General features: G+C 57.4%; 12 protein-coding genes and 1 other RNA gene. 12 read left to right on the top strand and 1 reads right to left on the bottom strand.

Features of this window, described 5'->3' with window-relative positions; all coding sequences use genetic code 11:
* Positions 1-42: 42 nt before the first annotated feature.
* Entirely contained in the window at positions 43-1,134 is a 1,092-nt protein-coding gene (gcvT, locus tag VNL17_11855; GenBank protein ID HXI84769.1) for a glycine cleavage system aminomethyltransferase GcvT, read from the bottom strand.
* Positions 1,135-2,322: 1,188 nt separating this feature from the next.
* On the opposite strand from gcvT, the gene VNL17_11850 reads away from it, so the two are divergent.
* The 12 genes from VNL17_11850 (at position 2,323) to rnpB (ending at position 11,359) form a co-directional block, all read left to right on the top strand.
* A complete protein-coding gene (locus VNL17_11850) occupies positions 2,323-2,847 on the top strand; it encodes a hypothetical protein (GenBank protein HXI84768.1) in 525 nt (174 codons plus the stop codon).
* A 138-nt stretch (positions 2,848-2,985) separates the two neighbouring features.
* A complete protein-coding gene (locus VNL17_11845) occupies positions 2,986-3,372 on the top strand; it encodes a hypothetical protein (GenBank protein HXI84767.1) in 387 nt (128 codons plus the stop codon).
* Positions 3,373-3,616: 244 nt separating this feature from the next.
* Positions 3,617-4,837 carry a bifunctional 3,4-dihydroxy-2-butanone-4-phosphate synthase/GTP cyclohydrolase II gene (locus VNL17_11840; protein HXI84766.1) on the top strand — a complete coding sequence of 407 codons (1,221 nt, stop codon included), beginning with the start codon at positions 3,617-3,619 and terminating at the stop codon, positions 4,835-4,837.
* A 2-nt stretch (positions 4,838-4,839) separates the two neighbouring features.
* On the top strand, positions 4,840-5,310 hold the full coding sequence (gene ribH, locus VNL17_11835) for a 6,7-dimethyl-8-ribityllumazine synthase (GenBank protein HXI84765.1): 471 nt from the start codon (positions 4,840-4,842) through the stop codon (positions 5,308-5,310).
* Entirely contained in the window at positions 5,295-5,753 is a 459-nt protein-coding gene (nusB, locus tag VNL17_11830) for a transcription antitermination factor NusB (protein ID HXI84764.1), read from the top strand. Before ribH ends, nusB begins: the two co-directional genes overlap by 16 nt.
* Positions 5,750-6,601, top strand: coding sequence for a PHP domain-containing protein (locus tag VNL17_11825; GenBank protein ID HXI84763.1), 852 nt, complete (start codon positions 5,750-5,752; stop codon positions 6,599-6,601). The genes nusB and VNL17_11825 overlap by 4 nt, the downstream gene beginning before the upstream one ends.
* Positions 6,601-7,515 carry a signal recognition particle-docking protein FtsY gene (ftsY, locus tag VNL17_11820; GenBank protein HXI84762.1) on the top strand — a complete coding sequence of 305 codons (915 nt, stop codon included), beginning with the start codon at positions 6,601-6,603 and terminating at the stop codon, positions 7,513-7,515. The genes VNL17_11825 and ftsY overlap by 1 nt, the downstream gene beginning before the upstream one ends.
* A 17-nt stretch (positions 7,516-7,532) precedes the next feature.
* The gene (gene ribD, locus VNL17_11815) at positions 7,533-8,636 is read left to right on the top strand and encodes a bifunctional diaminohydroxyphosphoribosylaminopyrimidine deaminase/5-amino-6-(5-phosphoribosylamino)uracil reductase RibD (protein HXI84761.1); all 1,104 of its coding nucleotides are present in this window, start codon (positions 7,533-7,535) and stop codon (positions 8,634-8,636) included.
* Positions 8,633-9,568: a 1-phosphofructokinase family hexose kinase gene (locus VNL17_11810; GenBank protein HXI84760.1), complete on the top strand. Its 936-nt coding sequence runs from the start codon at positions 8,633-8,635 to the stop codon at positions 9,566-9,568. The genes ribD and VNL17_11810 overlap by 4 nt, the downstream gene beginning before the upstream one ends.
* A gap of 2 nt (positions 9,569-9,570) precedes the next feature.
* On the top strand, positions 9,571-10,176 hold the full coding sequence (locus VNL17_11805; GenBank protein ID HXI84759.1) for a riboflavin synthase: 606 nt from the start codon (positions 9,571-9,573) through the stop codon (positions 10,174-10,176).
* A 45-nt stretch (positions 10,177-10,221) separates the two neighbouring features.
* Positions 10,222-10,929 carry a C4-type zinc ribbon domain-containing protein gene (locus tag VNL17_11800; GenBank protein ID HXI84758.1) on the top strand — a complete coding sequence of 236 codons (708 nt, stop codon included), beginning with the start codon at positions 10,222-10,224 and terminating at the stop codon, positions 10,927-10,929.
* A 59-nt stretch (positions 10,930-10,988) separates the two neighbouring features.
* An RNA gene (rnpB, locus tag VNL17_11795) (RNase P RNA component class A) lies at positions 10,989-11,359 on the top strand.
* Positions 11,360-11,390 lie beyond the last annotated feature (31 nt).

Here is an 11,390-nt window from a genome sequence, read left to right as displayed (position 1 = left end):
CCCATTCGTGAGTTTTGGCGTATTTCAAATTCTTTGGAACGTTCATGGGCCTTTCTTGAGAATTGGTTTCTTCTGGATAACCGCCGGGAACCTTTTTCCACGAATCTCGATTTCAATCTGCGTACCGACAGACGCGCAAGCCGTTTCCACGTAACCCATACCGATACCTACGCTCAAGGTGGGCGATTGCGTGCCGCTTGTGATTTCGCCGACCTTTCGGCCGTTCGCCAGAATAGCATAGTGCGGTCGCGGCGGCGGCGATTTCTCGGCCATCGTGAAGGCGACAAGCTTGCGACCGACTCCTTTCGCCCTCTGCTCCACGAGCGCATCACTTCCAATGAACGCGCCTTTGTCAAATGAGACAAACTTCCCAAGGCCCGCTTCCAATGGCGTGGTCTCCTCGCTAAGGTCGTTCCCGTGAAGCGGGTAGCACATCTCCAGGCGCAGCGTGTCGCGGGCGCCAAGTCCGCACGGCTTGATGCCAAATGGCTCACCCTTGGCCAGCAACATCCGCCATAAATGCGGCGCGTCGGCCGCTTCGCAGAAGATCTCAAGCCCGTCCTCACCGGTGTAACCCGTGCGCGCGACCCAGCAGTCCTTGTCAAATACCTGGTGTCGCTGCACATGGAAATGCGGCAGCGTGGCCGAAAAGTCAAAGAACTTGCTCGCCGCCGGTCCCTGGAGCGCCAGCGCTGCAAAGCGATCGCTTAGGTTCCCGATTATCACTGACACCGTCGTTTCAGTGTTCATCCACACGAAATCTTTCTCGATGTTGCCCGCGTTTACGATGACGAGATAGACGCTCGGCTCAAGACGATAAACGATCAAATCATCCAAGACGCCGCCCTGATGATTGCACATCAGCGTGTATTGGGCCTGACCGACAGAGAGTTTGGTCACATCGTTGGTCAGCAAGCCGTTGAGCGCTCGTTCCGCGTTCGGCCCCGCAACCAGAAATTCCCCCATGTGCGAAATGTCAAAAAGCCCAACTCGCTCGCGCACCGCGGTATGCTCCGCAAGAATCCCCGAGTATTGCACTGGCATTTCCCATCCACCAAACGCCACCATTTTCGCGCCGCACTCAAGGTGCGCCGCGTACAAAGGCGTGCGTTTGAGGGTTTCAGCGGTGCGCATGGCGGGTAACGTTAACGGGGGGCTGCATCGGAGTCAATTTAGGAATCTGCGGCATGAATTTGTGCCCTAAACCACCAAGTTCCCAACGTGTGAGGCCTCGAAAACCCCTGTAAAATGGGTTCGTTTTCCAAAACGAACCCATTTGCAAACGCCTCTGCAAACGGCATAAGTGCTTGTGGGTATCGGAAATACATAAACAAGTCCTCGAATTTGAAATGGGTTCGTTTCGCAGAAACGTATAGGGACCCTCGTTCCCCGCAAAACCACCGACGGAACGCCACTGTGGCCGAATCCGACAAGACCCGGCACGCTGTGATTTCGCCGCAATTTCCCGGTAAGGAACCGTCCCGGTTGCCGCCTTCGCTTTCCATAGTTTGTCATTCTGAGCGAAGCGAAGAATCTCTCATTCGCAGATCGGCGCGAGCAAATCACCTCCGGCCCTACCTCGCTAATTAACCTCCCGCACGAGATCTGTTTGCCGCATTCGGCTTCGCCAAACGAACCGGATTCAATTTCCTCATCTCTCATCGCGTAACCCATTGTGCCCCTAATGATAAATGCTATTTTCCATCAAAAATAAATCCGGTTCGTTTCGCAGAATCGCATGCTTTCAAACCCCTTTGGCCTCCCGAAGGTTTTGGTAGGGTGCGGTGGCCCACCGCGCCGCAGGTTGCGACCAAGCCCCGGCGGAGCTGGATCCGCCACAAACCACTCTGCCAGATCCCCGACCCCATGTTCCCAACATGTTCATACAAGGCCCCTTAACTGGGGGGTTCGTTTCGCAAAAACGTGTTTTGCCGGCGTCCGTCGTCTCCGCTGTAGCCGCGCTGTAAGGCGCGGACATGACGCCGGTGCCGATAGAATTTGTAGCGCGCGCGGCGCGCATGCCGTCGTTGGAAAACCTGCTCCGAATCCTCTTCGAACGTTCAAGGTTCATCTTTGCACCGAGTATACCCACCCGGGAACGCCGTGTCCAGCGCAAATATCGATTAACGATACATCCTTGGCATACTTGTTTGTCATGGGCTTACCGACGACGGAATACAGAATACGGATTCCCTTCTTCCGAGGGGATCTCGAGGGTTGTTCGTCTGGCGAGAGGCATGCTTGATGCTCTAATTCAACCGACCGCGACCGCTAAGGTGGCTCGTCGTGGCTGAAATTTATCATTAGATAATACAAAACGTCATGGGCAAAATTTTCCTTACCTACGGGGCGGTTCCAGAGCTTGCACCGTTGTCTCCTGCCAAGCGCATCGAGGTGTTGCTGGCCAGCGGCGGAAGATTCGGAAAGACGCCACTGCACAAACGCGTTTGGTGGCTCGGCGTCATTTTGAGTGTCTATATTCCGGCGACCGTGGGTTTGTTTATCTATCACTGGAGTAATAATCCTAGTTGGGCCTGTTGGATTTCTGTTGGTCTCGGACTTTTGGGCTATTCCACGTGGTTTCACATTCGCACGAGTTGTCTTCGGCCATATATGCGGGCGTATTTGGCGGAGAATGGGACACCACGGAAGGCTCCCATCAAATTCTATTGGTGGAGGGGTATTCTAGCTATGGTGTTAGTATTCAATATTCCTCTGGCGTTGGTCTCTGCCGCCTTCGAGCGGAGCGTGACAGTGTGGACGTTTTTGCCAGGCTTAGTCATCGATCCTCTGTTGCTTGGCTTCGTGTATGTGCGAGTACGGCGTCGGGGTAATGTGAGTCAGTAAGTATTACGGCAACCCTCGCGAGTACAAACCGCAGGGGTTGCAAACCGTCCAAAGCGGGGATATGCTATCAACTTCGCTCCCACCTCACTCAAACATTTTTAGTTGAGTCTCCCGGCGCGACTTACTACCGTTGCGTGCATGAGTGATACGGTTCTGGTGGGGGACGTCGTTACCGAGAAGACATTCGTGGGCAAGGTGCGCTTTCCGTCATCCGTGCCCGAAAGCTTTGTCGATCATCTGCGCTTTCCAGAAGACCTGTTCGAGCACGCGGAAAAGATGGGCTTGAACGAACGGACCGTGAAATTCCTTTTGGCAGCGCTCAACGGCAAGTGGTCGCTCACGGCCTCGGCTGACCTGCAAAATATCGCCATCAAGACCGCCATGCAGTACGCGGAAATGGACGCCATCGTCCGCGATCTCATCGAGAAGAACTACGCGCGCCTCGATAAGCGCCTCGACCTCTACCGCTTCTGGGTCGTCCTGCTCCACGTGAAGGGCGTCCACTTCAAAAAGGGCAGGGGCTAGTGTCGTGTCACAGAAATGACTTGGCGCTTTTCCGGCTGTCCCCCTCACCTTAATCCTCTCCCCCGGAGGGGAGAGGAAAAGCACTATTGCCTTCCATGGTTCGCCTCTCCCCTTGGGGGAGAGGGTTGGGTGAGGGGTGTTGTTATCTCTCGGCCTGATTGTAAAGCCACGACTGCTACGCCGCACTAGCCGCGCCCGGCGTTTGCCTTTCGCCACAGTTGTTGGTAACCTTGCAGTTGTTGTCATGAATGAGCCATCCCATAAACAGGCGTTCCGCTTCAATTCGATTGAGGAATGCCTAGAAGATATCCGCCTCGGGCGCATGATCATCGTCACGGACGACGAGGACCGCGAGAATGAAGGCGACCTCATCATGGCTGCGGAAAAAGTCACGCCGGAAACCGTCAATTTCATGACGAAACATGGGCGCGGCTTGATCTGCGTCCCGTCTACCGAATCACGCCTCAAGGCGCTCGGCATTGGTCGGATGGTTGCCGAGAATCGCGAGAGCTTCAAAACCGACTTTATGGTCAGCGTCGATGCGCGGGACGGCATCACCACGGGTATCAGCGCCCCGGATCGCGCCCGTAGCATCCGCGTACTGGCTGATCCGAACGCTGCTCCAGGGGATCTCGTGTCTCCGGGTCACATCTTTCCGCTCCAGGCCCGGGAAGGCGGCGTGCTGCGTCGTGCCGGCCACACCGAGGCGTCAGTCGACCTCGTGAAAATGGCGGGACTGTTTCCCGTCGCGGTCCTTTGCGAGATTCTAAACGAAGACGGCACCATGGCGCGCCTGCCCGACCTGATGAAATTCAAGGAAGAGTTCGGGTTGAAGATCTGCACGATTCGCGATTTCATCGAATATCGCCGTCTGCGCGAGAAACTGGTTGCGAAAGAGCAGGAGGTTGCGCTGCCGACCGCCTACGGCGAATTCAAACTGCATCTTTATCGTTCCCTCGTGGACGGCCAGCATCACGCCGCGCTGGTGATGGGAAACGTGCGCGGCAAGGAGAACGTTCTCGTCCGCGTCCACAGTGAATGTCTGACGGGCGATGTGTTCGGTTCGCTGCGCTGCGACTGCGGCCCGCAACTGCACGACGCCTTGAAACGGATCGCGGAAGAGGGCGAGGGCGTTCTGGTTTACATGCGGCAAGAGGGGCGTGGCATCGGCTTCGCCAACAAAATCCACGCCTACGCGCTCCAGGAAAAGGGCCTCGACACGGTCGAAGCCAACGAGAAGCTCGGCTTCAAGCCCGACTTGCGCGAATATGGTCTCGGCGCGCAGATTCTGGTCGATCTCGGCTTGCACAGCATTCGCTTGCTCACGAACAATCCGAAAAAAGTCGTGGGCCTGGAGGGCTTCAACCTCGAGATTGTGGAACAGGTCCCGATCCGCTCCGAGCCGAACACGCACAACACCAAATACCTCGAAACCAAGAAGACGAAAATGGGCCACGCCCTGTAATCATGCTGCGCGCAAAGAAAACTGAACGGCGACTCTCCGCCGCGGGTCTGCGCTTCGGCATCGCCACCGCGCGTTACAACACCGACCTCGCGGACGCGTTGCTGGCAAACTGCATCGACACGTTGGCGAAAGCCGGCGCGGACACGTGCGATATCAAGGTCCTGCGCGTTCCCGGCAGTTTTGAAGTTACCGCGGCCGCAGCTCGCCTCGCCAAGAGTGGCACGTGTGATTGCGTCATCGGTCTGGGAATCTTGCTGGAAGGCGAAACCCGCCACGCGCACCTCATCGGCAGTGCAGTGGCCCACGGCCTTACGAACATCGCGATTCAGACCGGTGTGCCGACCGTCTTCGGCATTGTTGCGGCGAACAAGATGAAGCAGGCGCGTGTGCGTTGCCTCGGCAAGAAACACAATCGCGGTCGTGAGGCGGCCCTGACCGCCATTGAAATGGCACGGTTATGGAAAAACCTGTAAAGCCGCACGGGAAACGCCGCATCGCGCGCGAGTTGGCCGTGCAATTCCTTTATCAATTTGATCTCAGCGGCGGATCATTAGAGGAGGCGCTGCCGCTGTTCTGGGAAACACAATCGGAAGTCGGCGAAGACGGTCGCAAGTTCACCGAGGAACTCATCCATGGCGTGGTTGAGCGCAAGGTGGCCATCGACGAACGGATTGCGAAATACACAGATAATTGGGATTTGCCCCGCATCGCCGCCGTTGACCGCAACATCCTGCGGCTCGCCATGTACGAGATGCTGTTCCGAGACGATATCCCGCCCGTGGTCAGCATCAACGAAGCGGTCGACATCGCGAAGAAGTTTTCCACGCGCGAATCGGGCGCGTTCGTCAACGGCATCCTCGACCGCCTGAAGGCTGACCTGACCCGACCTTCGCGCACGGCCGCGTCTGCGCAATGACTTCCGCCGCGACTCCATCGCGCTTCGCGGATCTGCATCTGCACACGCGCTATTCAGACGGTACCTTCACGCCACGCGAACTCGTCGAGCACGCGCTCAAGCTTGGTTTCACGGCCATAGCCGTTACCGACCACGACACGCTCGACGCGATTCCCGAAGCGCTCGCAGCCGGTCAGGAGCTGGGCATCGAAGTCATCCCCGGCGTCGAAATCACCAGCCGCATTGACACGCAGGAACTTCACATGCTCGCGTACCTGTTCGGTGATTCGTGGCGCGACCCGAATCTGCGCATGGTGTTGGATCACGCCACGCGCGTGCGGCGAGAACGCGTCGATCAATTCGTGGCAAAATTGAATGAGTTGGGCGTCGCGCTGACAGTCGAAGATGTGTTCGCATGCTCTGATTGTGGCACGGTCGGCCGCCCGCATGTCGCCCAGGCGCTGGTAAAGCGCGGCTTCGTCGCCAGTGTGGAAGAAGCGTTCAACCGCTTTCTAAAACGCGGCAAGCCCGCCTACGTCGAACGCTATCGGATGGAAGCTGCCGAGACCATCGGCCACATCAAACGCGCAGGCGGTGTGGCGGTAATCGCGCATCCGGGCCTGAACTATCTCGACAAACGCCTTCACGAAATGGTCGATCAGGGGATGAGCGGCATCGAAGTGTGGCACTCCCGCCACACGCCTGCACAAGTTGAACACTACGAAAAGATGGCGGAAACACTTGGCGTCTGCGCCACCGGCGGTAGCGACTGCCACGGCCTTGGACGTGATGGCATGCTTCTCGGCAGGATCAAGTTACCCTACGAACGCGTCGAGGTGTTGAAAGCCCGCGCACCAGCGAAATCGTAATGGATCTCTTCCAGAAATTCCGCGACGGCCTGCGCAAGACGCAGCAAAAACTTGCCACCGAGATCACGCGTATTGTCACCCGCGCCCCGAAACTCGATGCCGATTCCCTCGAAGAACTCGAAGCCGTCCTCATCTCAACTGACATCGGCGTCGGTACCGCCACAAAGATCATCGAGCAAACCAAGGAAGCCGCCAAACAATCCGGCCAGGTCGATGTCTTCGCCATCGCCCGTGCTGAAATTGAACACGAACTGGGCGTATCATCGCACGGACTGATCAAGGCTTCCGCTCCACCGACAGTCATCCTCGTAGCAGGCGTTAACGGTACGGGCAAAACGACCTCAACCGCAAAACTGGCCCACTGGCTGAAGGGGCAGGGGAACACAGTGTTGCTCGCCGCGTGCGACACGTTCCGCGCCGCAGCCATCGAGCAACTGAAGATCTGGGGTCAACGCGTAGGTTGTGACGTGATCGCCGGTCAATACGGCGCCGACTCCGCTGCGATCGCCTACGATGCCCTCGAAGCCGCCATCAATCGCAAGGTCGATTACCTGATCATCGACACCGCCGGTCGCTTGCACACGAAGAAGAATCTCATGGAAGAGATGAAGAAAATGCACCGCTCGCTGCAGAAGAAGGTGCCCACCGCGCCCCACGAGATTCTCCTGGTGCTCGACTCCACCACCGGCTCCAACGCCCTGAATCAAGCCCGTGAATTCAATCAAACGCTAGGCGTCACCGGTCTGGTCGTCACCAAACTCGACGGCACCGCCAAAGGCGGCATCGTCGTCGCCATTGCCCGTGAACTAAAAATCCCCGTAAAATTCATCGGCCTAGGCGAGCAGGTCGACGATCTCCAGCCGTTCGACCCCAAGCAATTTGCGGAAGCCCTGTTTGCAGAGAGCGGTTCTTGACTGGTAGAATTAACCTCATGGCTTTCACGCCGCAAGACGAACAATTCATGCAGCGCGCGCTCGCACTGGCGCGGCGTGGATTGGGAAAAACAAGCCCGAATCCCGCGGTTGGTGCTCTGCTTGTCCACAATGGCCGTGTCATTTCCGAAGGGTGGCACAAGAGCGCGGGCGGGCCACATGCCGAGGTGCTTGCATTGCGCAATGTGAAGGCGCGGGGCGCGACATTATATGTGACGATGGAGCCATGTTCCACGTGGGGGAAGACGCCGCCGTGCACCGATGCGATCATCGCCGCGGGCGTGAAGCGCGTGGTTGTCGCGGCACTCGATCCAAATCCCCGGCACAATGAGCGCGGGCTGAAGTTGTTGCGCCGCGCGGGGATTCGCGTCGAGGTTGGTTTGCTGGCCGACGAGGCGACCACCTTGAATGAAGCTTTCAATAAATGGGTCACGTCTGGAATACCGTTAGTGATCGCCAAGGCGGCGATGAGTTTCGATGGCAAGATCGCTACGCGCACCGGTGACTCGAAGTGGATCACAAGCACGGCGGCGCGACACGAAGCCCATAAGTTGCGTGCAAAGGCCGATGCGATCATGGTCGGCGCAAACACGGTGATTCGCGACGATCCGCGATTGACGGTACGGCGTGTTGTGCGCGGCAAACAGCCGTGGCGCGTGGTTGTCGATGGCCGTGGGCGTTGTCCTCTGGCCGCGAAATTGTTTACCAACGGGCATCGTCAACGCAGCATTGTTCTAACAACATCCTCTTCCTCTCCGCGCTGGCGAAGAGACCTTGGTCGATCAGGTGTCCGTGTACTCGTCATAAAAGGAAATAAAGGACGCTCGCACTTGCGTGCGGCGCTGCGCGTACTCGGCAAAATGGGCATCACGAGCGTGTTGGTGGAAGGAGGCGGCGAGTTGCTTGGATCGCTCTTCGACAAACGATTGGTGGACAAAGTCGCCCTATTTTTCGCGCCCGTCGTCATCGGCGGTCAAGACGCGGTTACGGCAGTTGGAGGCGAAGGTTCACCAAAGGTTAAGAGCTCTGTGCGTTTACTGGACTGCCACTGGCGAAGAATCGGCAAGGATGAAATGCTCGTGGAAGCGAGAGTCAAGAGATGATCCTGGTCGTTGGTTTGTCTCCTGCGTGGCAACGGACGCTGGTGTTTGAACAGGTTGTCTCCGGCAAGGTCAACCGCGCCACGCGAGTTAGCGAAACCGCGTCCGGCAAAGGAGTAAATGTAGCGCGAGTGGTGTCGATCCTCGGCGCGGATGTGAAACTATTGACCATCGCAGGCGGCGAACGTGGACGGCTGTTGAAAGCGCAGTTGAAAAAGCAGGGATTGAATGCACGTGTCGTACCCGTGAAGGCGGAAACACGGATTTGCCAGACCCTGCTTTCCTGTGACACGACAACAGAGTTGGTGGAGGAAGCGGGGCCGCTCACCTCCGCAGAGGTCAGGGAAGTGCTGCGCGCATTTAGCCTGGACGTACGAAAGGCTGACCTGGTTGTCCTGACAGGAACGGTGCCGAAAGGTTGCGGTGATGATTTCTATGCCCGTCTGGTCGACGAGTCCACACGTCGTGGCGTGCGGGTATTGATCGACGCGCAGAAAGCGCAACTGCGAAATGCCCTCAAGCGGCAGCCCTTTCTCGTCAGAATAAACCGAGATGAACTGGCGGCGGCCACCGGCATCGAATGCGCAGGACGAAAGAGTGTTTTGCCCGCGGTGGGTAAGTTGATGAGACGCGGTCCACACTGGGCAGTGATCGGCGACGGCGCAAAGAGCATTTACGTGAGCGAGATGCCCGGTGTTCAGGCATCGACTTTCACGCCTCCGCAGGTGGAAACAAAGAACCCAATCGGTTCCGGCGATGCCATGATGGCTGGCATTGCATTTGCCTTGGTACGCGGGCAGCCGGTACCCGAGGCCGCGCGGTTTGGCGCAGCCTGCGGCGCTGCCAACGCGATTACTGCCGGGCCCGGTTTCGTGCGAATGCGAGATGTGAAAAGACTTTGCTCGACACTCACCAGACGCGTCTTTATCGTCTAGGGATGTTCACGGGAATCGTTGAAGTGGCTGGTCAAGTTGTGCGCATTCGTTCGGGCAAACACTCGACCGAACTGACGGTTCGCGCCTCCAAGATTGCCCGATCGCTGCATGTGGGAAGCAGCGTGGCTGTCAACGGCGCATGTCTAACGGTGGTCGCAAAAAGCCGAGGCGCGCTCCGTTTCGATGTGCTCAATGAAACTCTTGAGCGGACAAATCTTGAGTTCGTACGGGAAGGCTTTTTGGTGAATCTCGAACGTCCGCTCCGCGCGGATGCACGGCTCGATGGCCACTTTGTGCTCGGTCACGTTGATGGGCGTGGAAAGATTCGCCAGTTCGACCGTAAGGGCAAGGATTACGTGCTCGACGTCGAAGCCCCGTCATCAGTCATGCGGTACATCGTTGAAAAAGGCTCCATCGCCGTTGATGGAATCAGCCTGACGGTCGCCAGTGTGCGTCGCAACTGGTTTCGTGTCTGGATCATCCCACTCACGCGCAAGATCACGAACTTGCGATCTTGCCGCACCGGTGATTTTGTTAATCTTGAAGCCGATATTCTTGGCAAGTACGTCGAGCAATTGATGCGGAAACAGTCGCGGGCGGGGCGTTGACACTCCGCGCGCGGCCCTTTACACTGAATACCAGGAAAAGATTTCATGCTGCCAGTCCTCGAAAAATTGTTGATACTACAGGATCGGGATCGTCGCATCGCCCAGCTCAAGGCCGAGCGCATCCGTATTCCCGAGCAGGTCGCCGCGACGGAACAAAGCCTGAAGGCTGAGTCCGCACGCCTCGATTCCTTGCGCGACCAGGCCAAACATATCGAAGCCGACCGCAAGAAGTTGGAAATCGACGTGGAAGCCAAGCGCGGGCAGATCGCGAAATATCGGACGCAACTTTCACTCATCAAGTCGAACACCGAATACCAGGCCTTGCTCAAGGAAATTGCCAAGGCCGAGCAGGAGATCGATGTCATCGAGACGCATGAGCTGGAAGTGATGGAGAAAGGCGACCAACTTCAACCGGCGGTCAAGCAAGAGCAGGCCACCCTAAAAGAAATCGCCGCGAAGGCAGAAGCGGAACGCGCGGACTTGCAGAAGCGCATCGCGATGGTTGAACAGGAACTGGCACGGCTGCAGGCCGAACGCCAGGGCCTTGTGCAGGAGGCGGACCCGGACGCGCTCAACCGTTACGAACGTCTGATGCACAGCAAGAGTGACTTCGCGATTGTTCCCATCCGCAAGGGTACCTGCGGCGGTTGTCATCTGAATATTCCACCGCAGCTTGTGCATAATGCCAAAAACGGGACTACGCTAACCAGTTGCGACTACTGTGGTCGTATCTTATATTGGCAGCCAGAGTAGCGGGTGCGGGCGCCGTTGGCTCATGCCCTCGGCGTTGGTTGTTTGATTTATATCGGTATTTGGAAGGGCGGATAGTCGCTGTCCCGACACCGTCGGGATGGAGGAAAGTCCAGACTCCACAGGGTGCGATGCCTTTCGCAAGCGAGGGCAGCTCGATGTAATGTCGGGTTGACAGACAGTGCCACAGAAAATAAACCGCCTGCCTCGTCAGCTTCTGGGGCGGGTAAGGGTGAAAAGGCGGGGTAAGAGCCCACCGCGTCGATAGCAATGTCGGCGGCACGGAAAACCTCATCGGGAGCAAGACCAAATAGGCGGCAAGACGCGGCCCGCGTCGTGGTCCCGAAGCAATTCGGGATGAGAGCTGCGGGTACAGGTCGCATAGATAAATGACTATCGATAACAGAATCTGGCTTATAGCCCTTCCAATGAACGAACGACGGGGGTGACGATCGCGTCACCTC

Source organism: Verrucomicrobiia bacterium (assembly GCA_035577545.1).
GTDB lineage: Bacteria > Verrucomicrobiota > Verrucomicrobiia > Palsa-1439 > Palsa-1439 > Palsa-1439.
This window is presented reverse-complemented; position numbering and strand designations above follow the sequence as displayed.

What these genes read in the sequence shown, in the direction of transcription:
- gcvT (HXI84769.1), bottom strand. Translation starts at nt 1,134, where the DNA reads ATGCGCACCGCTGAAACCCTCAAACGCACGCCTTTGTACGCGGCGCAC.
- VNL17_11850 (HXI84768.1), top strand. Translation starts at nt 2,323, where the DNA reads ATGGGCAAAATTTTCCTTACCTACGGGGCGGTTCCAGAGCTTGCACCG.
- VNL17_11845 (HXI84767.1), top strand. Translation starts at nt 2,986, where the DNA reads ATGAGTGATACGGTTCTGGTGGGGGACGTCGTTACCGAGAAGACATTC.
- VNL17_11840 (HXI84766.1), top strand. Translation starts at nt 3,617, where the DNA reads ATGAATGAGCCATCCCATAAACAGGCGTTCCGCTTCAATTCGATTGAG.
- ribH (HXI84765.1), top strand. Translation starts at nt 4,840, where the DNA reads ATGCTGCGCGCAAAGAAAACTGAACGGCGACTCTCCGCCGCGGGTCTG.
- nusB (HXI84764.1), top strand. Translation starts at nt 5,295, where the DNA reads ATGGAAAAACCTGTAAAGCCGCACGGGAAACGCCGCATCGCGCGCGAG.
- VNL17_11825 (HXI84763.1), top strand. Translation starts at nt 5,750, where the DNA reads ATGACTTCCGCCGCGACTCCATCGCGCTTCGCGGATCTGCATCTGCAC.
- ftsY (HXI84762.1), top strand. Translation starts at nt 6,601, where the DNA reads ATGGATCTCTTCCAGAAATTCCGCGACGGCCTGCGCAAGACGCAGCAA.
- ribD (HXI84761.1), top strand. Translation starts at nt 7,533, where the DNA reads ATGGCTTTCACGCCGCAAGACGAACAATTCATGCAGCGCGCGCTCGCA.
- VNL17_11810 (HXI84760.1), top strand. Translation starts at nt 8,633, where the DNA reads ATGATCCTGGTCGTTGGTTTGTCTCCTGCGTGGCAACGGACGCTGGTG.
- VNL17_11805 (HXI84759.1), top strand. Translation starts at nt 9,571, where the DNA reads ATGTTCACGGGAATCGTTGAAGTGGCTGGTCAAGTTGTGCGCATTCGT.
- VNL17_11800 (HXI84758.1), top strand. Translation starts at nt 10,222, where the DNA reads ATGCTGCCAGTCCTCGAAAAATTGTTGATACTACAGGATCGGGATCGT.